Consider the following 20518-nt stretch of genomic DNA (forward strand, 5'->3'; position numbering starts at 1 on the left):
TTTTTAACCCTTCACGGCGCCGGACGTGAGGCCCGCGACGATGCGCCTCTGGAAGAACAGCACGAACAGGATGATCGGGATCGTGATGACGACGGCCGCCGCGGAGATCGCGCCGGTGGGGTCCTCGAACTGCGAGGCGCCGGTGAAGAACGACAGCGCGACCGGGACCGTGCGGGACTGCTCGGTCGAGGTCAGCGAGATGGCGAACAGGAAGTCGTTCCAGCAGAAGATGAAGACCAGGATCGCGGTGGTGAAGACCCCGGGCGCCGCGAGCGGCGCGATCACCTTGCGGAATGCCTCACCCTGAGTGGCGCCGTCCATCTTGGCGGCCTTCTCCAGATCCCACGGGATCTGTTTGAAGAACGCCGACAGCGTGTAGATCGCCAACGGCAGAGCAAAGGTGATGTACGGCAGGATCAGCCCCGGCCAGGTGTCGAACAACCCGGTGTTTCGCTCGATGTTGAACAGCGGCGACACCAGCGACACCTGCGGGAACATCGCGATCAGCAGGGACACCCCGACCAGGGCCTTCTTGCCGGGAAAATCAAGACGACTGATGGCGTACGCGGCCATCGTCCCCAGAATCACCGCGACCAGTGTCGAGATCAGTGCGATCCCGATCGAGTTGATCAGGGCCCGTACAAATTGGTCGGTCTTGAATATCAGTTGGTAGTTGTCCCAGGTCCACTCGCGAGGAATGAAATTGCCGTCAGTCAGTGTCGGCGTCGTCTTGAAGGACAGCGAGACGATCCACAGGACCGGAACCAGAGCAAAGATGACCACAATGGCGTCGAGCACGCCCCAGCGAATCTTTGCGCCCATCATCGCCTCGTTCCGTCGTCGCTGCCGGGAGCCGCCGTGCCGAACAGCTTCACGAAGATGAACGCGATGATCGCGACGGTGATGAAGATGAGCACCGACATCGTCGAGCCGATGCCGAGGTTCAGGCCCTTCATCAGGTTGTTGTAGGCGATCATCGACACCGACGACGTCTCGTTCGCGCCGCCGGTGAGCACGTAGATGTTGTCGAAGACCCGGAACGCGTCGAGCGTGCGGAACAGCAGCGCGACCAGGATGGCCGGCTTCATCACCGGCAGCATCACCTTGGTGAACCGCTGCCACCAGCTGGCCCCGTCCATCGAGGCCGCCTTGAGCAGGTCGTCCGGCACCAGGGCCAGGCCGGCCATCAGCAGCAGCGCCATGAACGGCGTGGTCTTCCAGATCTCGGCGAAGATCACGATGGCGAGCGCGCTGGCCCGTTCGGTGAGCGGCGCGCCGTCCGGGCTGACGAGGTTGGCGAGGTAACCGGTGCCGGGCGTCCACGCGTACCGCCACGAGAAGGCGGCGACGACCGTGACGATGCCGTACGGAATAAGTGCGGAAGTGCGGACCAGACCGCGACCCACCAGGGTCTTGTGCATGATCAGGGCGAGGCCCATGCCGAGCACCAGCTCGACCGCGACGGAGACGACCGTGATCAGCGCGGTGACGCCGAACGCGGTCCACCAGTACTGGTTGGACAGCACGGTCACGTAGTTCGCCAGCCCGACGAACTCCCGGTCCTGCGGAAACTTCAGGTCGTAGCGCTGCAAGGACAACCAGACCGAATAGATGATCGGGTACGCCGTGACCGCGACCATCACGATCGCGGCCGGCGCGCACAGGAGCCAGCCGAGCCGCCGTTCCTGCTTCTTGCCCTCGCTGAGCACCGGCTTCGGCTTGGAGCCGCGTTGCGCGGGGATCCGCACCTTCTCCCTGACGGTCATGGCAGCACCCCCTTCGAGTCGATGGCGTCCTGGATCGAGCTCTTCAACGTCTCCGCGGTCTGCTGCGGGTCGATCGCCGACGGCGGCGACAGCTCGGCGGCCACCACGGTCGAGACGTTCTGGTACGCCGGGGTCCGCGGCCGCGGCGCCGACGTCTTCAGCTCCTCCAGCAGCGTCTCCTTCATCGGGTACGCCTTGGCCATCGACGGATCGTCGTAGACCGATTCGATCGACGGCGCCTGCCCTGAGTTGACCGCGAGGTAGAGCTGACTCTCCGGCCCGCGCAGGCACTTGATCGCCTCGAAGGCGAGGTCGGGGTGCTTGCTGTAGGCGCTGACCGCCTGCTCGGAGCCGCCGATCGTGGTCTGGCTCGGGGTGTTCGCGTCGATCGCCGGGTAACGGGCCCAGCCCACCTTCGCGGCCAGGTCCGGCGCGTCCTCCTGCATCGAGGCCCACACGTACGGCCAATTCAGCTCGAACGCGCCGCCGCCGTCCTGGAACGCCCGGCGTACGTCGTCCTCGATCGCGTTCGAGAAGGACGGGCTGGTGACCCCGGCCGTCGCGAACGTCTTCATGGTCTGCAGCGCGGTGACCGTGCCCTGGTCCATCACCGCCTTCTTGCCGGCGTCGTCGACCACGTGCCCGCCGGCGCTGGCGACCAGGCTGTTGAAGAAGACGACCAGGCCCTCGTACTGGGCCCCCATCGTCATCACCTGGTAGGGCTTGCCCTCGGCCTTGAGCTGCTGGGACATCTGGATCATCTCGGCCCACGTCTTCGGCGGGGTCGGGACGAGATCCTTGCGGTACCACAGCAGCTGCACGTTGGTGTTGTTCGGCGCCGCGTACAGCTTGCCGTTGTACTGGGCGGAGGCCACCGCCGGCTGCAGCGTCCGGCTCTCCACCTCGCTCTTGAGGTCCCCGGTGAGCTCCCGGATCCAGTTCGCGCTGGCGAACTCCTGGGTCCAGGTGACGTCCATCCCGAGGATGTCCATGCTGTCGTCCTTGGCGGCGAGCCGGCGGACCATCTGGACCCGCTGATCGTCCGCCGTACGCGGCAGCACCTGGTAAGAGATCTGGTACTTCCCGGCCGCCTCGGTGTTGCAGCGGTCGACCACCGACTGCATGTTCTGCACCGGGGAGTTGTAGAAGTTCAGGACGGGCGGGCCGCCCTCGTCGGATCCGCAGGCCGCCAGCGGGGCGGCCAGGGTGAGTGCGGCGGTGGCCGCCAGGACCCTTCGTGTCGTCATTGACCCTCCAACCGGCCGAAGTGATCTCCATCACTTGAACAGCCAGTGGCTTTCCTGCCCCGCACGGTCACGAAACAAACCAGAAATGCATCGTGCCGGTCTAGGCTGGTCACCGCGTTTCAGGGCGCGGCGCGGATGGGTATCCGCGTCGCGCCGAGTCGTTCATGGAGTGTTTCTCTTGGAGGAGAAATGTCAGATCCGCAGGTCACGCTCGACCCGAGCCACCTCCACGGGGTTGAGGCGAAGCTGCGCGGCCCACTCGAGGAACAGCTCACCTCGGCCCTGCAGGCAGCAACCGAGAAAACCAAGCAGACGTACGCCGGGGAAGACATCGACCAGGTGACGGCAACCATCCTGGAGCGCACGAAGGCGGGCCTGCACCACGACATCGCGGACGGATTCCACCCGGACCCGGACCAGCTGCGGCACGTGGCGGAGAACATCGTCGCCGGGGCCGACACCCGCGATCTTCCCCGCCCGCGCTGAGCCGTCGCGCTATGCGGCGCCGACCTCGGCCAGGTAGGCCGCCGACTTGTCCGGGTCCATCATCCAGTGGAAGAAGTCGTTCGGGTCGCTGAAGCCGTTCGCGAAGCGGCGGGCGATGACCTCGTTGCCCGCCGCCGCGCCGAGAACCTGCTGCACGAACGGGGGCAGCGGCCCCAGGAACGCGTTCGTCCAGTTCGTCACGGCCTGCCCGTGCGCGGTCCAGAACGACTCGAACACCCCGGTCATCCACGGCTCGTCGAACGGCTTCTCGCCGCGCTCGAGGATGGCCCGCAGGTAGTGGTAGGCGGCCTTGGCGGCGGTGTTGCTGCCCTGGCCGGTGATCGGGTCGTTGGCGATGACGACGTCGGCCAGGCCGAGCGCGAGGCCACCGCCGGGCAGTTGCGCGACCGGCCGGCGGACCGTCGGGGTGTACCGCCCGTGCAGCGTGGATTTGGCGTCGGTCAGCTCCACGGCGCCGGTTCGGTCGCCCACCCACGGAAGGTACTGCCGGATCAGGTCGAGGGTGATCGACAGGTGCTGGGCCGGCGGCATCCGGTGGTGGACGCCCGCCCACGCGTCGAGCGGGCCACCCGGGACGGCCTCCCAGAAGAGGATGTCGCACGGCCCGGTGTGGGTGAGGGCCGGAATCACGAACAGCTCGCCGAGGCCGGGGATGGCGTGGAACCCGACGTGCGGCTCCGGCCACTTCGGGTCGGGGGCGAGGCCGTTGACGTACGCGACGGCGAGCCCGCGCTGCGGAGCGGTGTTCGGCGACCGCTCCGGGTCGCGGTCGAACGAGGCCACCAGATCGCCCTTGCCGGCCGCGACGATGGTCAGGTCGTAGCGCCCGAGCTGGGTCAACTCGGCCAGGTCCTGCGTCGAGACGGTCTGGTAGAGGACGTCGATGCCGACCGCCTCCGCGTCCTCGAGCCAGCGGGCCATCTTGATGCGCTGGTCGGTGGACTGGGCCGGGCGGTCGAGCGGGGCGACGATGTCGAGGGCGAGCTCGCCGGGCGGCGCCGACAGCTGAATGTTCAGGCCCTGGATCTGCGGCGCCTGCGACTCCCAGTGGTTGAGCTGGTAGGCGCGCTCGGTGGACAGGGCGAGATCGAACATGGCCTGGGTGCTGGTGGGCCAGCCTTCGCGGATCTCGTCCGGGGTGCGGGCCGACATGATCGTCACGTCGTAGCCCTCCGCGCGCAGGCTGAGCCCGAGCTGGAGCCCGGCCTGACCGGCGCCGACGATGAGGATCCTACGCAAATTGAGCCTCCTGAGTGCTGCTGTCCGGTGTGGGGGTGGCGGACGCGTAAGCGTGGTCTACCACGGCCAGCAGGGCCTGGGCGACGTTGCGCCGGAACCGGACATCAGTGGCGATCAACGGGACGTGCGGCGGCAGCGACAGCGCCTCCCGGACATCATCGAGGGAGTGCAGGGTGACCCCGTCGAACAGGTTGACGCAGACCAGCCAGGGCACCTGGGCGTCATGTTCGAAGTAGTTGATCGCGGGGAAGGACAGCTCGAGGTTGCGGGTGTCCACCAGCACCAGCGCGCCGACCGCGCCGCGCACCAGGTCGTCCCACATCGGCCAGAACCGGGGCTGCCCCGGCGTGCCGAACAGATAGAGCACCAGCGCGTCGTCGATCGTGACCCGGCCGAAGTCCATCGCCACGGTCGTGGTCGTCTTCTCGGCACCGGGATCGAGCTTGTCGATCTGGGTGGCGGCCGCGGTCATCCACGACTCCGTCTTGATCGGCGGAATCTCCGAGATCGCCCCCACCGCGGTGGTCTTCCCCACGCCGAACCCGCCCGCAATGACGATCTTGGCCGAGCTCATCGAGCGCTGCTGCGGCACCTCAGGTGAGTTTGCGGAGGCCGGCACGAAGTCTCTCCAGGAGTTGCAGGTCGTTGGACGGTCGGATGTCGAAGGCCGGGCGATCGTCGTGCAGAACCAGTTCGTTGGTCTTGAGCAGATCGCTGACCAGCACACGGGTCACCCCGAGCGACAGGCCGGAGTGGGCGGACAGCTCGGCGACCGAGCACATCGTCTGCGCGGCCTCGTAGAGCCGGCGCGTCGCCGGGGCCAGGGTCGCGGCCAGCATCGGGTTGTACCGCCCGCCGGTGGACACCAGGGTGTGCATCAGCAGGGGGCGCCGGCCGATGCTCGCCCGTGACGGAGCGCCCCGCATGTACGGGCGCACCTTCCAGTGCCGGGCGTAGCCGGGGTGAGTGGTCATCGGTCCGCCTCGTCAGTACGCCGGGGTCGGCAGCGTCTGCCGGTGCAGCCCGTGCCGGATCTCGGGGGTGAGCGCGTGCCCGACGGCGGCGCTGAACGAGGACATCGCGTAGCCGAGCGCGGAGATCTGGGTCTGTGGCGAGCCGGCCACGATCAGCGCGGCCGCGAACTCGCCGGCCGCGTCGTCGATGCGCAGAAAGGCCAGGTGGCCGCCCGGGTAGCGCATGGTCAGGTTTTCCGGGGCGGGGCCGAGCCCGAACACGCCGCCGAACTGGCGGGTGATGGACAGGAAGCCCGCGGTGAGAGCGGCCGCCGAATCGGCGCGGTCCCGGTCGAGCTCGCCGGCCGTCGCCAGGTGCAAGCCGTCGGCCGAGATCAGCACCGCGTACCGGATCGTCGGCACTTCTTGCATCAGCCGGTCGATCAGCCAGGTCACGCGGCCCATCGGGTCGCCTGTGGGTGAGCCGTGCTGGGTCATGCTGCGGGTCCTTTGCGGGAGGGGGTGAGCTGGTCACGATTCGCGGCGTCGATGCCGGCGTTGAACGCCTCGGCGTCGTCGTGCCAGGTCGTGCGGTAGGAAGCGGCGGGCGGGGCGGCCGGGGGCGGCTGCTCGACGACCCGGATGCTGGCCGGGGTGCGGCGCGGCAACGGTGGCGGGCCACCGGCGGCCGGTTTGCTCCCGGCGATCGGTCCGGGCTCGGCTTCCGGACGAGGAACCGTGACCGGCAGGATCGCCGTACGGTCGAGGTCGAAGGTCTGTTGTCGCGGCGCCGCCGGGCCGCTTTCTTCACGGGCCATCGGCACCTCGCACAGCAGCTCGGCGCCGATCAGCAGCATCGCCACGGTGCCGCCGGCGCTGCGGGACGTCACCCGGACCTGCAGGCCCGGATGCCGGCGGGAGAGCACGGCCACCACCGGCAGTCCCACCCGGGACGGCTGCAGATCGGCGTCGCGCAGCGCCGACTCCCGCGACAACAGGTAGTTGATCTCCTGAAGCCGCTCCGGCGGGATGCCGATGCCGTTGTCCTCCACCCGCACCAGCACCTCCCCGTCGCCGGTGAGGTGCGCGGCCACGCTGACCTGCTCGTCCGGCGGGGAGTAACGGTCGGCGTTGTCGATCAGCTCGGTGAGGATGCGGATGGCGTCGTCGGCCGCGTCCGCGGCGACCGCAAGGTCGGTGATCGGGCCGAACGCGATCCGCTCGTAGTGCTCGGCCGAGGCGCCCGCGGCCCGCACCACGTCCTGCAGCGAGATGGTCTGCCGGTCGGCCGGGTCTTCGACGGTCTCGCCGGTCAGCACCCGCAGGTTTTCCGCGAGCCGTCGCGTGCGGGTGATGGTGTGGTCGATCCGGAACAGCAGCGCCTGCCGCTGCGGGTCGAGCTCGCCCTCCTCGGCCGCGCCGACGTGGTGCACCGCCTCCCAGGTCAGCGTCAGCAGGCGCAGGGCGAACTCACCGGCCAGCGGGCGCCACGGGTCCACCGGCGGAACTCCGACGGGCACGACCGCCGCGACGGCGGCGACACCGGTCACCGGCGGCGCCGGGTCCGCGTGCGGTGGGGTGAGCTCGTCGTCGCGCCCCCACCACCTGCTCCACCAGCTCAAGATCCGTCTCCCTAGAGTGCGGCCGGTCCCGCGTTTTGGCCCGGCGCAACGCTATCGTTCCACAGAGAACGATCACGTTGGATAGATGGCACCCGGACGAGGCAACATCGACATCGATCACCGCCGGACGACTGCCGCAACCGGTAAAAGCGCTGGTGGAGGGCCTGCCGACAATTGGCTACATGCGATAAATCACACCGCATTTCCACTACCGGGTAGACATTTTTTCGCACCTGTTTGCAGGAGAGACGAACGATGCGCCGGCCGGAGGCCCCGCCGCGACCTGCTGCGTTGATCAGGGCCGGGGCGGCAGGCAGCAGTCCGCGCAGATCTTCGGCCGGGGCAGCGTGAAGGCCAGGCAACACGTCCGGCGGTGCACCCGGCCCGCCGGCGTCAGCTCGATCAGATCCGCCAGGTCCAGGGCGCTCAGCACCCGGCCCGTCGCCCCGGTCTGATCGCCGGCCACCCGCAGCAGCCCGTAGGCGATGCCGGACGCCAGCGAGCCGAGCAGCACCCGCCGGCCGATCCGGACCGCGCCGTGCATGGCGTCCAGCAGCGGCGTCAGGTGCTCGTCGAGCAGCGACCGGCGCAACGCCGCCAGCAGCTCGTCGTCGTCCGCGACCACCAGCACGCCCGGCGTGCCGGCCAGCGGGTCGCCGGGCAGCGCCGCCACCGTGATGTCCGGCCGCAGCCCGAAGGTGACCAGCGACCGCGGATCGTCGAATCGGACGAGGACGGCGTCGCCGGTGAGCAGCGGGACCCGCCGGGCCACCGCGAACCCGAGCACGGCCGGCAGGGCCAGCCAGTACGTGTAGGCCTTCCAGGCCAGCGAGGCGGCCGCGTGCGGCTGTGCCTGCCAGCGCCGGGCCGCCCGCTCCAGCAACTCCGGCAGCAGATCGTCGGCGAGCCGGGCGGCCGGCGCCCACCGCCTGGTGTCGGGCACGAGCAGACCGGGCGCCACCCCGGGAAGGAGATCGACGGTCCCGAACATGGAGCGGAGCGCGGTGAGGACCGGAGACAGGGGCCGGTCGTCACTCATGCTCCATTGGTACCCGCTGCGCCGCCCGCGTACCGCACGGGTCTCGCGGCGGCTATCTTCGGCGGCGCAGCAGAACCGCGCCGAGGATGGCGGCGGCGAGGATCAGGAATCCGCCGGTGACGATCAGCCCGGTCGGGACGCCGCTGTCGTTCGCCACGGTCTGCGCCTTCGGCTTGGCCGGCGGCGATGCGGCCGAGGACGCCGATGGCCCGGCCGCGGTGGGCGAGGCCGCAGGTGGGGACGTGATCGCGGGGCGGCCGGCGAGGGCGTACCGCTGGATGACGGCCGGTTTGCCGTCGGATTCCTCGGAGACGGTCAGCAGCGCGGTGCCGTCCGCGGTGTAGGCGACCGACTCGCCCTGGGGCTCGTCCGGCATCGCGATCTGCGTCGGGGTGCCCTCGGTGATCGCGTGGACCAGGTCGTCGCCGGTCACGGCGTACTCGAAGGCGTCGGCGTACGTCCGCAGCACCGCATGTGTTCCGTCCGGGCTGACCGCTCCCCCGGTGATCACCAGGCGGCCGGGCAACCCGAAGGGATTGCTCGTGCCGGTCAGCGGCACGGTGACCGAGCCGACCTGCCGCAGCGCCGTGGTCTTCCCGGCCTGCAGCGCGCCGGCCGGCTCGTAGAGGCCGGCCGCACCCACCGACTTGGTCACCACGATCGGCGTGCCGGCCCGGGTGAGCAGCAGCGTCTCCGCGTTGTGCGGCCCGTCCGGGTAGGCGAGCCGGTAGAGCTGCGGCGTCTTTGCGCCGAGCGCGAGCCGCCACAGCCCGATCGTGTCCCGCGACTGATCGTTGTCCCCGATGTCGCCGACCCACAGCGTGCCGTCGGCGGCGACGCCGAGATCCTCGGTGTCGCGCGGCCGGGACGGATAGGACACGGTCCGGGCGACCTTGCACTTCCGGTCGAGGAAGAAGATCTTCCGGTGCGAGGCCTCGTCCGACCCGTCGTTGACCACGACATAGCCGTCCCCGGTGGCGGCCAGCCCGGACAGCTCGGTCAGCCGCTTGTCACCGACCTTGCAGACCCGCTGCGCCCCACCCTCGGCCGCAACCGCCACCCCGGGCGCCCCGACCGCGCCCAGCACCGCGACGACCACCACAACCCCGCGAAGAATCATCGGCTCCCATTCGAGCACGCCCGATCAAGGGGCGGGCACTTGCCACCATGCGCTCACCGGCACGGCGCGAGTTTGTCACCGATCGTCCCTGGATAAGGCCACCGCGGACGATCCTGGCCTTTCAGTCTGCGACGCGCCTGCTTTCGATTTGCGAGCGCGTCGCTTTCGGTATGCGACGAGTGAGGCGGTCAGTAACCCGCGGCTTCCATGCGTTCGGCCAGCAGGCGCAGGCCGCTGCGGAGGCGGGACTTCGCGGTTCCCTCGGGGACGCCCAGCTCCACGGCCACCTGGCGGTACGAAAGGCCGTAGAAATAGGCCAGGGCGATCGCGTCGCGGTAGAGCTGAGGCAGATCCCGTACGCATTCGCGCACCGCCTTGGCCTGGGCCGCGCCGAGCACGTCGTCCTCGACGGTCGGCTCGATCGGCGCCTGGCCGGCCAGCCTGGTCAGGTGGGTGCGCTGGGCCGACTGGCGGCGCAGCAGGTCGATGGCCCGGCGGCGGGCCAGCATGCACAGCCAGGTGCGCAGCGAGCCCGCCTTCGGATCGAAACGTTCGGGGTGCCGCCACAGCTCGACGAACGCCTCCTGCACCGCGTCCTCGGCGCCGCACGGGTCGCCGGTGATGCGGGTGGCCAGGGCGTAGGCGGACGGGGCGTGCCGGTCGTACGCCTCGGTCAGCGCGGTCTCGTCCGCGGCGACCAGCAGCGCGCGCAGGCGCACGTCGTCGGCATGGGCGAGCATGTCACTCACACCCCAGCGTGGCGGCGACGGTGAGCAGGTCGAGGGCGACGGCCCGGTCGCCGTCGATCGAGGCGGCCGACTCCGCCACCGGCACCCGGCCCGCCATCAGCCGGCCGAACCGCTCGGCCGGCATGCGCACGCCGGCCACCGGCCGGCCGCGGCCGGGATCGGCGCCGGAGAGGCTGACGACCTGGGCGCCGCCGCCCGGGCCGGTCAGTTGCAACGTCACCGATGCGCCCGGCCGGCCCCGGCCGGCGAGGTCCATCGCCCCGGGCAGCAGCGTGAGCCCGAAAGCCACGATCCGGGCCAGGTGCACCGGCGACGGCGCCACCGGTGGAAGCGAGACGGCGGCCCGCACGTCCGAGTCGTGGATCCACGTCTCGAACGCCCGCTGCGTCAGCGCCTCGCGCAACGGCCGCCGCATCGGCACCCGGCCGGCCAGCCGCACCGGATGCCCGAGCAGATCGTTGCGGCTCCCGACGATCCGCAGCAGCCGGTCCGATTCCACCCGCCAGTGCGCGGCCGGCGCGGAAAGAGGAGGCGACGGTGGCAGGCCGAGGTCGGCGGAGACCTGGGCGTCGTTGGCGGCCAGGTGGGACACCAGGACCGCGACGGTGCGGCCGCCCAGGACCGGCGCGCGCCAGTCGGCCGGCGACAGTCCGTTGAGCAGCGAACCGAGAGAGGCGACTTCCGCGGCGTACGCATCAAGCGCGGAAGAGTCCGACGGCGCCCGCGCCGATCGGGCGGCCGTGACCACCCGGGAGCGTAAGGAAGCCGGCGGGGTTTCGAAGTGCGCGGCGCCGAGCCAGCCCGCCACCCGCACGGCCGCGGCGACCAGCGCGACGCAGGATCCGCACGAGCCCACGTGAGCGGCGACGGACGGGTCGGCGCAGTCGCCGAACGCGTACGCCTCCAACAGGTCGTCGGGGTGCCCACTCATAGGCCGACGACGATACGCACCCGGCCGGCAGAGCACTGGCGCATACCGGACTCATCCGAACCCCCTTCCGATGCGAATACCGCTTCAGAACGAGGGGGGACCAACTATGAGGACACCACTGAGGTGGGCGTTCGTGAACCGGGATCCGACGCTCGACCCGGATCTGCTGCACACCTATGTCGACGGATGGCGGCGGCACGACGTCGAGGCCGTGCGGGGGACGCTGGCCGGCGACTGCGAGGTCGTCGAGACGAACGGTCTGGTCTATCGGGGGAGCGACCGGGTCGGCGAATGGATGCGGAACTGGCTGGCGGCCGGCGGTCACATCGCGGACTGGCGGATCACCGACAGCGGCGCGGCCGGCGATCTGCTGGTCGCGGAATGGCAGCGCATCTGCCGGTGGCAGGGCGAGGAGATCGCGGTGCAGGGCGCGACGGTCTGCCGCCCGCTGGGCGGGCGGATCAGCTATCTGCGGGAGTACGGGGGCCGAGCCGCACCCTGATCCCGTCGACGACGAGCGCCAGACCGAACTCGAACCGGCGCCCGGGGTCGGCGGCGATCGCCGCGGCCAGTTCGCGCACGTCGGGGCCGGTCTCGGCCAGGGCGGCCAGTTTGGCTGCCCGGTCGGGGCCGGCCGCCTGCTCCTCGATGGTGTGACCGAGCACGTAGTGCGCGACCGCGAACATCGTCCACGCCGCCTGCTCGGGCGGCAGGCCGGCGTCGATCAGGATCTGCATGCCGGTCAGGCCGGCGAGCGTCGTGTTGGGCTCGGTCACGAACGTCTCGGCGATCAGCCGGGCGCCGTCGCGCACGCCGAGCATGGCCTGCCGCAGCCGGTGCGCGAGGGTGACCAGCCGCTGGTCCCACGGCCCGGCCGGCGGCGAGGCGGCCACCCCGGCCAGCAGGTCTTCGGCGACCGCTTCGAGCAGGGCCTGCTTGCTGCGGAAATGCCAGTAGAGACCGCCCGCCTGCACGTTCAGCGCGGCGCCCAGCTTGCGCATGGTGACCCCGTCGAGGCCCTCGGCGTCGAGGAGCTCCCGGGCGCCCCGCAGCACATCGGCGCGTCGTAGCTGCACGGGCCCGATCTTCCCACACGGCCGGTCAGCCGGGACTGGACCGGCCGTGCCGCCAGTACCCGGCGAAACTGATGTCGCTCTTGGCGAACCCGCGGTCGTTCACCAGGTGCCGCCGCACCCCGGTGGGCAGCCCGGATTCCCCGGCGACCCAGGTGTACCAGCGTCCCGCGGCGAGCTCGGCGGCGCGGACGGCGTCCAGCGCCAGACTGCCGGGGCGGCTCGCGGCGCCGTCTCTGGCCAGCCAGGTCAGGGTTACACCCGGCGGATGCGCAACCGCCGACCGGATGTCGCCGGTCTCCGGGACCTCGAGAAACGCCTCGCCGATGAGCGCCGCAGGCGCTGTCTCCAGGATGGACAGGATCGCCGGCAACGCGCTCTCCTCCCCCACCAGCAGGTGCCGGTCGGCGGTGGCCGGCGGCAGGTAGGTGATGCCCTCGTCGAAGATCCCGGCCGGGTCGCCGGGCCGGCAGCGCGACGCCCACGCCGAGGCCGGGGCGTCGCCGTGCATCGCGAACTCGATGTCGAGCTGCCGCTGTCCGGGCCGGGCGGCGCGGATCGTGTAGTTGCGCACCCACGGCCGGCGGCTCTTCGGCATGAGCAGGGCCTGCGCGATCCAGGCATCGTTGCTGAGCGTCAGCATCTCCAGACCTTTTTGCCCGGTACGCGGGAAGAAGAGCCGAACGGTCTGGTCCTGACCGGTGTACTGGAGTTCGTTGAGGTCACCTTCGAGCGTGATGCACCGGAAGCTCGGGCTTATCTCGGTATTCCGGACCACTCGCAGCGAGATCATCTGACGCCGGGCCGGGCGCTGAACCTTGAACATCGTTCAAGTTTGCCGCCGTCTTGAACGATGTTCAAGTGAGGCTTCTCAGCTCCGTCTCAGTTCCGATCGCCACCCGGCGGGCCGGCTCGGCCACGTAGCGCGCGATCACGTCGGCGAGCAGGTCGGCGTCCGCGCCGGCGGTCAGGAAGTGCGAACTGCCCGGCCGGAACCCCCGGCGGACCACCAGCTCCGGGTGGTCGAAATAGAGGGCGAGCTGGTTGCGGCCGATCGACACGGCCGGGTCGTGCGCGTCGAACGCCGCCCACGGCACGAACAGCGAACCGAACGGCTGCAGGTCGGCAAGGCCCTCCGAGGTCAGGCGTACGCCGTTCCAGCGCCACCCCAGATACCAGATGCCGGCGCCCGCGATCCCCATGACGCCGGACGCGACCACCCGGACCGGCCAGGTCTGCGCGCCGGGCTCGAGACACAGCAGTGAGGCCCCCATGAACGTGAACGCCCCGGCGAGCAGCACCCGGCTCGGGTTGAGCGGCGCGTCGAACGCGTTGCGGTCCGGCCGGGCGAGAAGGACCCGCGGGTGGTAGCGCAGGATCGCCAGGATCGACAGCGCGTAGAGCGCCACCGTCAGCCCGGCCATCGCCCCGACCGCGAGCAGCCAGTGCTCGCCGGCCGCCAGGAACAACAGGGCCGCGAGCCCGAGGGCCGCGGTCAGCAGGACATGGCGGCCGCGCGCGACCAGCCCGAACCCCGTGATCATCGCAGTGGTGTTCATCGTGCGCCCGAGCATAGGAGGTGCGAGCATCCACCCATGCTGACCGGATGCATCCTGGCCGAGAGCCTGCGAGTCGGCGCCGAGCTGCGCTTCCCGGACATGCGGATCACCCGCATCCACCGCGCCGACGTATCCGCCTCCGCCTCCCCGACGCAGCCGAAGATCTTCACCGAGATCAACTTCGAGGCCCCCGACGAGTACGCCGATGAGCTCGCCGAAACGCTGGCCGGCGCTCTCGCCGAGGGCCCTGACTGGTACGCCGATTTCCGGGCCGGCGACGACCACGTGGTGATCTTCCCCGGCCGGATCTTCCGCTACTCCGTCGGTGATGCCCGGGGCCGGGCGGAGGCGGTGACCTACGGCCGCGACCTGGGCATCCCCGAGGCCCAGCTCGACTGGGGCGACTAGAGAGCTTTCGTGCGATCAAAGCCTTCCCGCACGGGCCGCGATGTCCACAACCGCACCCCTCGCGCGACCGCCGGCACCACGCGACCGGCATGCCACACCGGCACCCGCCGCGCCTTTCGCGCGACCGCCGCCACCACGCGACCGGCGCCACGCGACCGCCACCACGCGACCGGCGCCACCACGCGACCGGCGTGCCACACGGGCACCCGCCGCGCCTTTCGCGCGACCGCCGGCACCACGCGACCGGCATGCCACACCGGCACCCGCCGCGCCTTTCGCGCGACCGGACCCCACACCCCCGTGACCACTTTGCTTTGCTTACGTATACGCGCGGATCCGCGCGTATACGTAAGCAAAGCAAAGCGCCGACAAGACCACTGTCCGTCCAGGTCAGTGCGGGTGATCCGGAGATCTGCCGGCGTCCGGGGTCGGGCCCGCCCGTAGCGGGCGCGCGGAGGGTGAGCTGCACCTGCCGGGACCGGCTGGCACGGGAGCGGGGCATCACGTACGCGAAAAGAGAGCGTGAGTGAAACGCGCTGCGGTAGTGGGCGAGGCCGTTTTTCTGCAAGTCGGGCCTTCATGCTGCGGGGAGAGGCCGTTTTTCTGGAAATTGGGCCTTCGTCGGCCTCCGGGCGGAGCGCGGCGGGCAGGAGAAGGGAACCTGGCCTTGACAGCGGAACTCTGTGTCTAGGTGCGGTCGATGGCGAACATGTAGCAGCCGTACAGGACGTTGCGGCTGTGGACGGTCTCGATCTCCGGCCGGTTCAGGAGTTGCTCGATGCCGGCTTCGGCGTTCTCCCCCTCCACCATGATCGCGTCGGCGATGCGGCCGGCCTTGTCGTAGGCGCGCAGCACCTGGCGGCGGGGGCGGAAGCTGGCCGGGTAGTGGCCAGGCTCCCGGTAGCCCTCGCAGGGGTCGGCGTGCACGAAGACCGGGCCGATCTCGCGGTACGCGCCGGTGGCGCCGGCCGGCCGGTAGGCGACGAGGGCGAGCCGCTCCCCCGCCTCGGCTTCACGCAGGCAGCACCGCAGCGCTTCGCCGGGCTCGTCGGCGGTGAACGAGTCGTAGCAGGCGCCGGAGTCATCGACGCCGTGGCGGCGCACCGAGGTCAGCCATTCGGGTGGGATGGGTGAGACGACGAAAGTCATGCCCTCGATCGTGGTGCGACCGCCGCGCGAATGCTGGCGGGAATCGGCCCTAAGCTTTCGCGCGTGCTGGGTGCGGGAGTGCGGCTTGGCGATCGGTATCGGCTCGAGGCCCGGGTCGGCGCCGGTGGCATGGGTGAGGTGTGGCGGGCCGTCGACGAGCTGCTCACCCGGACCGTCGCGGTCAAGGTGATGCTGCCCGGGGTGGCCGCCGATCCTGACTTCGGGCGGCGGTTCCTCGCCGAGGCGACCGCCATGGCCCGGGTCAACCATCCGGCGGTGGCGTCGATCCACGACTTCGGGCGCAGCCACGATCACGCCTATCTGGTGATGGAGTTCGTCGACGGTGAGTCGATCGCGCAGCGGCTCGCCCGCGACGGGCGGATCTCCCCGGCCGACACCATGCGCCTCGTCGCGCAGGCCGCGGACGGGCTGCAGGCCGTGCACGACCAGGGCATCGTGCACCGCGACATCAAGCCGGCCAACCTGCTTCTGCGCCGCGACGGATCGGTCGTGATCACCGACTTCGGCATCGCCCGGCGTGACGACGCGAGCCGGCTGACCGCTTCCGGGGCCATTCTCGGCACGCCGAGCTATCTGTCGCCGGAGCAGGTGCTCGGGCAGGCGGCGACGGTGCGCAGCGATGTGTACTCGCTCGGGCTGACCGCCTACGAGTGCCTGGCCGGGCAGAAGCCGTTCGACGGGGACAACCCGTATGCCGTCGCGTTGCAGCGGCTGCAGGCGGCCCCGCGCACGATCGGGATCACGTTGCCCGCGGCGGTCCTCGTCGTACTCGAAAAAGCCCTGGCCACCGACCCGGCGCACCGCTGGCCGTCGGCGGCCGACCTCGCCGCCGCGGCCCGCGCGGCAGCCGCCGGAGCTCCCCTTCCGGCATCCGGCGGCGCTCCGGGCCCGGCATCCGGCGGCGCTCCGGGCCCGGCGGCCGGGCAGAAGGTGGCTGGGCCGGAGGCGGCCGGGCCGGAGGCGGCCGGGCCGGAGGCGGCCGGGCCGGAGGCGGCCGGGCCTAAGGCTCGGCGGCGGCTCGTGCTCGCCGGGCTGATCGCGTTCGTGCTTGTCGCCGGAGGCGCGGCGACGTGGAGGCTCAACCGCGACAAAAGCGACAGCGGCGGGGCCGTCGGCGCCACGCCGGCAACCGCCGGCTCGGCGGCGGCTTCGGTGCCGGCCGGCTTCACCCGATGCGGTGCGGCGTTCTGCCCGGTCGAGCCGCTCTGCTGGGCCAGGGCTGGCTGCTGCACTGCCTGGCCACCCACACGGGTGGCGAGACGACCGGCTCGGACTTCGATTAGCGGTTGAAGCGCCAGCGGGTTGCGCCGTGTGGTTCCGCTGTTGCGACGCCGACCAGGCTGTGGAACGTGAAGCGGTAGACCTCCCACGGTGGCGGGCCGGCGCTCGGCGCGCTGAACGGGGCGGTCAGGGCGTCGCCGGCTACCTCGGCCGGCCAGCCGCCGTCGCGGTAGCCGGCCGCGACCGCTTCCAGGGTCGGCGCGTCGGTGACGCGCTCGGCGGTGCCCTCGAGCACCACGTCCAGGCCGGGCAGCGGCGCCGAGAGCGTGCAGCGCGGGTTGACGGCCAGGTCGCGGGCCTTGCGGGTGGCGGGGTTGCTGGTGAAGTAGAAGAAGCCGTCGCGCCACTGGGCGCCGACACCGGCCGCGTGCGGGGTGCCGTCCGGGCGGCAGGTGCCGAGCCAGTGGGTGAGCGTCGGGCTCGAGTTGACCTGGAGCGCCGCGAGGGCGCGGGACCACTCGAGCGGGGCACTGCCGTACCGGCAGAGGTTGGTGGTTTCCGTTGGCGTCAGCTCGCTCATGTCAGGACAGACCGGTCGCGGCGGCGGAACTCATCGCGCCGGGCAGACGGTGAGGTTGCCGGTGTGCGGGAGGCGGGCCGCGGGCGAGCAGTCGAACCGGGCGTCGAGCAGCTCCTTGACGTCGGCGGGCGCCTTGTCGAGCTTGAACCAGTCGTTCTGCACGATCAGGTAGCGGGCCTGCTGGTCGCTGGTGAGGCAGGCGAGGTTGTCGGCGTAGCTCTGGTACTCGCGGACCCGGGCCAGCCAGGTGCCTCGCTGCAGCCACTGCGGCGACGGGTAGCGGCAGGTTGTCGGGTTGCCCATGACGTGGTTGATCGCGCCGAACGACAGATAGAGCACCGGGGTGTCGCGGCCGATCCGCTCACTGGTCCGGGCGTAACCGGTCGCGTTCGGGCGGGCCGCGGAGATCTGGTAGTCGTAGGTGCTGAACGCGTACGGCGCGCCGAGCAGCACCGGGGGCACCAGCGCGACGGTCAGCGCGAGCACGCCGACCGGCCACGGCGCCGAACCGGCCGGCCGGAACCACACGACGAGGACGGCGAGCACCGCCACCAGCAGGTACGCGTTCTCCACCAGCTCGAAGTGGGCCAGCCGCCAGCCGGCCGGCCGGCGCAGCGCCACGAAGCTCATCGCGGCCAGCAGCAGTGTCGAGGCGGCCAGCGGCAGCCGGGCGCCGGGGCACAGCGCGAACGCGGCGCCCCACACGGCGGCGGCCAGCACCGGGACGATCGCGTAGTGGTACATGTAGAACTCGGCCTGGCCGTACGCCGACGCGACCGACAAGCCGGACGCGACCACCGCCACCGCGGCGCCGAGCAACCGGCCGCGGGTGGTCGGAACGCGGCGGATCAGCGCGGCGAACGCGGGCGGGGCGGCCGCCACGACCGGGCTGAGGACGGCCACGTCACCGAGCCCGTGCCACAGCTCCCGGAAGTCGGAGAAGCGCAGCCCGTGGTGGATGGGCGAGTCGGCGACCAGGTTGGCCTGGTCGGTCAGCCAGATCCACTCCCAGGGCAGGAAGTGCTTGGTGGTCAGGTACCAGACGACGGCCAGCACGCCGGTCGCGACCGTGGCCCAGATCGCCCGCCGCCGGTCGAGCACCGCGATGGCCAGCAGCGCCAGCAGCGCGATCGGCACGGTGGCCAGCTTGAGCGCGATGACCAGCACCGCGCCCGCGCCGCCGAGCAGCGCGCCGAGCCAGAACCGGCGGGGCGCCAGGGCGGCGCCGACCGCGACGACGGCGGCCAGCGCCGCCATCCAGTCCGGCTCGAGGAAGTGCCAGGGCGGCGCGATGACCAGGGCCAGCCCGGTCGCGACCGCGATGCCGGCGGCGGCCCGCCGGTCGAGGTGCCGGCGCAGCCCGACGAAGAGCAGCACGGCCACGACCACGATGAGCAGGTCGGTCTCGGCGCGGATCAGCCGGTGGGTGAGCGCCATCGGGTGGCCGCCGGTGAAGTCGAGCCCGTCGAGCAGCAGGCGGTAGGCGAGCGGCCGGGCGACGAAGACGTCCCAGACGCTGACCCCGCCGCGGCCGGCGGTCTCCATGCCGCCGAGCGCGTAGGTCACGTCGCCGTTGAGCGACGCCAGCCCGGTCAGCGCGGCGGCGGCCAGTGCGGCCACGCCGGCCACGATCGCGCCCCACGGCCGGGCCTTCCGCACCGGCGCCGGCGTTTCGGCCTCGAGCGTGCTCATCAACCCCGTTTGCCTTCCCATCAGCCCCGGGCGGACTTTAGCGATCAACCGCAACGCCCGCCGCCCAAATCGCGCTGAGGGTAACGGCACCTCCTGAGACCTTCCTGGCACGGGTCGGTGACGGCATCATCGTGTCGCTAGTGGTGGGCTTCGTCCAGGCTCGCGTGCGCAAGCGCGGACGGGCAAAGCGGGCATAGCCGCGTCACGCCGTGCCGGTCGCAGAACTGGTTGGACTTCTTGAAGCTCAGCAGGCCGGCCAGGAAGCCGGCGGCGAACGTGACGAAAGCGATGGTGAGAATCATCGGATCCTCCTCGGGGCTGTGACATGCACACGCCGCGGCGCCCGGCACCGGTTCAGGATCATACGATCGGTCCATGGAATTCGGTGTCGGCTACTTCCCCACCCATGACGGCGTGCGGCCCGGCGAGATCGCCCGGCGGGTCGAGGAGCGCGGGCAGGACGCGCTGTTCTTCGCGGAGCACACGCACATCCCGGCGAGCCGGGAGACGGCCTGGGGCGGCGGGTCGCAGCTGCCGCAGAAGTACTGGCACACCTACGACCTGTTCGTGGCGCTGACCGCGGCCGCCGAGGCGACCCGCCGGCTGCGGATCGGGTCGGGAGTGTGCCTGGTGGTCGAGCGTGACCCGATCACCACCGCCAAGGAGGTCGCCAGCGTCGACCATCTCAGCGGCGGGCGGTTCGAGTTCGGCATCGGCTCGGGGTGGAACCGCGAGGAGATGGCCAACCACGGCACCGACCCGCGCACCCGGCTCGCGCTGCTCGGCGAGCGGGTCAAGGCGATGCGTGAGATCTGGAGTTCGGACGAGGCGAGCTTCCATGGCAAGTTCGTCGACTTCGACCGGATCTGGTCGTGGCCGAAGCCGGCCCAGAAGCCGTGGCCGCCGATCCTGGTCGGCGGGGGCGGCCCGACCGTGCTGGACCGCGTCCTGGAGTACGGCGACGGCTGGTTCCCGCAGTGGCAGGACGAGAACCTGCTGGCCCGGATCGGCGAGCTGCGCGCCCGCGCCGACCGGCACCTCCAGGTGCAGCTGCTGAGCGTGCCGCCCGACCCGAAGGTGCTGGAGCAGCTGGCCGAGGCGGGCGTGCACCGGGCGTCGTCCTGGCTGCCGTCCGGTCCGTGGAGCGTGATCGAGCCGGCTCTGGAGAAATGGGAGCGGGCGATCGGCGACCTGGTCGGGCGGTGACCCCGGCGGAGCTGTTCGCGTCGGCCCGGGTGGCCCGGCTGGCCACCGTCGGGCCGGACAGCACGCCGCACCTTGTTCCCATCGTCTTCGCGGTCACCGGTAGCACCATCCACACCGCCGTCGACCACAAGCCCAAGCACACCCGCAACCTCCGCCGGCTCACCAACATCACGGCGAATCCGCGGGTCACGGTGCTGGCCGACCACTACGACGAGGACTGGTCGCAGCTGTGGTGGGTGCGGGCGGACGGCGCGGCCACCGTTCTCGACGAATCTCCTGAAACACTCGCGGCGCTGCAGGCGAAATACCCCCAATATCTCGACATTCCGCCCGCCGGTCCCTACCTGCGGATCGCGGTCGACCGGTGGTCGAGCTGGGTATCCGCGCACTACCGCTGAGTACGCAAGCTCAGGATCCGCGTCGCCCGCCCCGACGA

The 20518-nt window shown here is 71.0% G+C and carries 25 protein-coding genes; 6 read left to right on the forward strand and 19 right to left on the reverse strand.

The genetic code is table 11. The annotated features are described in order from the left end of the window. Positions 1 to 3 precede the first annotated feature (3 nt). From AB0E90_RS03190 to AB0E90_RS03200, 3 genes are read right to left on the reverse strand one after another with little or no spacing between them, the layout of a single operon-like run. On the reverse strand, positions 4 to 822 hold the full coding sequence (locus tag AB0E90_RS03190; RefSeq protein WP_360398431.1) for a carbohydrate ABC transporter permease: 819 nt from the start codon (positions 820 to 822) through the stop codon (positions 4 to 6). After that, a complete protein-coding gene (locus AB0E90_RS03195; RefSeq protein WP_360398433.1) occupies positions 822 to 1766 on the reverse strand; it encodes a sugar ABC transporter permease in 945 nt (314 codons plus the stop codon). Before AB0E90_RS03195 ends, AB0E90_RS03190 begins: the two co-directional genes overlap by 1 nt. Further along, positions 1763 to 3013, reverse strand: a complete 1251-nt coding sequence (locus AB0E90_RS03200) for an ABC transporter substrate-binding protein (protein WP_360398435.1) — start codon at positions 3011 to 3013, stop codon at positions 1763 to 1765. Before AB0E90_RS03200 ends, AB0E90_RS03195 begins: the two co-directional genes overlap by 4 nt. A gap of 189 nt (positions 3014 to 3202) precedes the next feature. On the opposite strand from AB0E90_RS03200, the gene AB0E90_RS03205 reads away from it, so the two are divergent. Further along, positions 3203 to 3499 carry a hypothetical protein gene (locus tag AB0E90_RS03205; RefSeq protein ID WP_360398437.1) on the forward strand — a complete coding sequence of 99 codons (297 nt, stop codon included), beginning with the start codon at positions 3203 to 3205 and terminating at the stop codon, positions 3497 to 3499. A gap of 9 nt (positions 3500 to 3508) precedes the next feature. On the opposite strand, the gene AB0E90_RS03210 is transcribed toward AB0E90_RS03205, so the two are convergent. From AB0E90_RS03210 to AB0E90_RS03250, 9 genes are all read right to left on the reverse strand, one after another. Continuing rightward, positions 3509 to 4759: a styrene monooxygenase/indole monooxygenase family protein gene (locus AB0E90_RS03210; protein ID WP_360398439.1), complete on the reverse strand. Its 1251-nt coding sequence runs from the start codon at positions 4757 to 4759 to the stop codon at positions 3509 to 3511. Beyond that, positions 4752 to 5333, reverse strand: a complete 582-nt coding sequence (locus AB0E90_RS03215) for an ATP/GTP-binding protein (RefSeq protein WP_360398441.1) — start codon at positions 5331 to 5333, stop codon at positions 4752 to 4754. The genes AB0E90_RS03210 and AB0E90_RS03215 overlap by 8 nt, the downstream gene beginning before the upstream one ends. A gap of 19 nt (positions 5334 to 5352) precedes the next feature. Next, complete coding sequence (locus AB0E90_RS03220; protein WP_360398443.1) at positions 5353 to 5733, reverse strand: DUF742 domain-containing protein; 381 nt, start codon at positions 5731 to 5733, stop codon at positions 5353 to 5355. Positions 5734 to 5745: 12 nt separating this feature from the next. Continuing rightward, positions 5746 to 6210, reverse strand: a complete 465-nt coding sequence (locus tag AB0E90_RS03225) for a roadblock/LC7 domain-containing protein (protein WP_360398445.1) — start codon at positions 6208 to 6210, stop codon at positions 5746 to 5748. Further along, positions 6207 to 7334: an ATP-binding protein gene (locus AB0E90_RS03230; RefSeq protein WP_360398447.1), complete on the reverse strand. Its 1128-nt coding sequence runs from the start codon at positions 7332 to 7334 to the stop codon at positions 6207 to 6209. Before AB0E90_RS03230 ends, AB0E90_RS03225 begins: the two co-directional genes overlap by 4 nt. Positions 7335 to 7629: 295 nt before the next feature. Beyond that, positions 7630 to 8373: an IucA/IucC family C-terminal-domain containing protein gene (locus AB0E90_RS03235; RefSeq protein WP_360398449.1), complete on the reverse strand. Its 744-nt coding sequence runs from the start codon at positions 8371 to 8373 to the stop codon at positions 7630 to 7632. A gap of 52 nt (positions 8374 to 8425) precedes the next feature. After that, on the reverse strand, positions 8426 to 9493 hold the full coding sequence (locus tag AB0E90_RS03240) for a hypothetical protein (protein ID WP_360398451.1): 1068 nt from the start codon (positions 9491 to 9493) through the stop codon (positions 8426 to 8428). 188 nt (positions 9494 to 9681) lie between these two features. Further along, entirely contained in the window at positions 9682 to 10233 is a 552-nt protein-coding gene (locus AB0E90_RS03245; RefSeq protein ID WP_360398453.1) for a sigma-70 family RNA polymerase sigma factor, read from the reverse strand. Between the two features lies 1 nt (position 10234). Continuing rightward, complete coding sequence (locus tag AB0E90_RS03250; protein ID WP_360398455.1) at positions 10235 to 11173, reverse strand: maleylpyruvate isomerase family mycothiol-dependent enzyme; 939 nt, start codon at positions 11171 to 11173, stop codon at positions 10235 to 10237. Positions 11174 to 11306: 133 nt separating this feature from the next. Between AB0E90_RS03250 and AB0E90_RS03255 the strand changes: the two genes are divergently transcribed. After that, positions 11307 to 11675, forward strand: a complete 369-nt coding sequence (locus AB0E90_RS03255) for a nuclear transport factor 2 family protein (RefSeq protein WP_360398457.1) — start codon at positions 11307 to 11309, stop codon at positions 11673 to 11675. Here the strand turns inward: AB0E90_RS03255 and AB0E90_RS03260 are convergent. The 3 genes from AB0E90_RS03260 to AB0E90_RS03270 are packed head-to-tail and all read right to left on the reverse strand — an operon-like array spanning position 11635 to position 13835. Next, on the reverse strand, positions 11635 to 12249 hold the full coding sequence (locus tag AB0E90_RS03260; protein WP_360398459.1) for a TetR/AcrR family transcriptional regulator C-terminal domain-containing protein: 615 nt from the start codon (positions 12247 to 12249) through the stop codon (positions 11635 to 11637). The two genes, AB0E90_RS03255 and AB0E90_RS03260, sit on opposite strands and share 41 nt — an antisense overlap. 25 nt (positions 12250 to 12274) lie before the next feature. After that, a complete protein-coding gene (locus AB0E90_RS03265) occupies positions 12275 to 13072 on the reverse strand; it encodes a siderophore-interacting protein (RefSeq protein WP_360398461.1) in 798 nt (265 codons plus the stop codon). Positions 13073 to 13103: 31 nt separating this feature from the next. Beyond that, complete coding sequence (locus AB0E90_RS03270) at positions 13104 to 13835, reverse strand: hypothetical protein (protein WP_360398463.1); 732 nt, start codon at positions 13833 to 13835, stop codon at positions 13104 to 13106. 6 nt (positions 13836 to 13841) lie between these two features. Between AB0E90_RS03270 and AB0E90_RS03275 the strand changes: the two genes are divergently transcribed. Then, the gene (locus AB0E90_RS03275; protein ID WP_360398465.1) at positions 13842 to 14213 is read left to right on the forward strand and encodes a hypothetical protein; all 372 of its coding nucleotides are present in this window, start codon (positions 13842 to 13844) and stop codon (positions 14211 to 14213) included. A 687-nt stretch (positions 14214 to 14900) separates the two neighbouring features. Here the strand turns inward: AB0E90_RS03275 and AB0E90_RS03280 are convergent. Beyond that, the gene (locus AB0E90_RS03280; RefSeq protein ID WP_360398467.1) at positions 14901 to 15362 is read right to left on the reverse strand and encodes a DUF1203 domain-containing protein; all 462 of its coding nucleotides are present in this window, start codon (positions 15360 to 15362) and stop codon (positions 14901 to 14903) included. Positions 15363 to 15425: 63 nt separating this feature from the next. Between AB0E90_RS03280 and AB0E90_RS03285 the strand changes: the two genes are divergently transcribed. Then, the gene (locus AB0E90_RS03285) at positions 15426 to 16673 is read left to right on the forward strand and encodes a protein kinase (protein WP_360398469.1); all 1248 of its coding nucleotides are present in this window, start codon (positions 15426 to 15428) and stop codon (positions 16671 to 16673) included. Here the strand turns inward: AB0E90_RS03285 and AB0E90_RS03290 are convergent. The 3 genes from AB0E90_RS03290 to AB0E90_RS03300 all read right to left on the reverse strand — a co-directional run bounded on the left by AB0E90_RS03290 (position 16663) and on the right by AB0E90_RS03300 (position 19178). After that, the gene (locus AB0E90_RS03290) at positions 16663 to 17184 is read right to left on the reverse strand and encodes a pyridoxamine 5'-phosphate oxidase family protein (RefSeq protein WP_360398471.1); all 522 of its coding nucleotides are present in this window, start codon (positions 17182 to 17184) and stop codon (positions 16663 to 16665) included. The genes AB0E90_RS03285 and AB0E90_RS03290 overlap by 11 nt on opposite strands. A 30-nt stretch (positions 17185 to 17214) precedes the next feature. Beyond that, positions 17215 to 18876, reverse strand: coding sequence for a hypothetical protein (locus AB0E90_RS03295; protein WP_360398473.1), 1662 nt, complete (start codon positions 18874 to 18876; stop codon positions 17215 to 17217). A 137-nt stretch (positions 18877 to 19013) separates the two neighbouring features. Next, the gene (locus tag AB0E90_RS03300) at positions 19014 to 19178 is read right to left on the reverse strand and encodes a hypothetical protein (protein WP_360398475.1); all 165 of its coding nucleotides are present in this window, start codon (positions 19176 to 19178) and stop codon (positions 19014 to 19016) included. A gap of 73 nt (positions 19179 to 19251) precedes the next feature. On the opposite strand from AB0E90_RS03300, the gene AB0E90_RS03305 reads away from it, so the two are divergent. Continuing rightward, positions 19252 to 20082, forward strand: coding sequence for an LLM class F420-dependent oxidoreductase (locus AB0E90_RS03305; RefSeq protein ID WP_360398477.1), 831 nt, complete (start codon positions 19252 to 19254; stop codon positions 20080 to 20082). Beyond that, the gene (locus AB0E90_RS03310) at positions 20079 to 20480 is read left to right on the forward strand and encodes a TIGR03668 family PPOX class F420-dependent oxidoreductase (RefSeq protein WP_360398479.1); all 402 of its coding nucleotides are present in this window, start codon (positions 20079 to 20081) and stop codon (positions 20478 to 20480) included. The genes AB0E90_RS03305 and AB0E90_RS03310 overlap by 4 nt, the downstream gene beginning before the upstream one ends. Positions 20481 to 20518 lie beyond the last annotated feature (38 nt).

The organism is Actinoplanes sp. NPDC026619 (genome assembly GCF_040638295.1).
Lineage (GTDB): Bacteria > Actinomycetota > Actinomycetes > Mycobacteriales > Micromonosporaceae > Actinoplanes.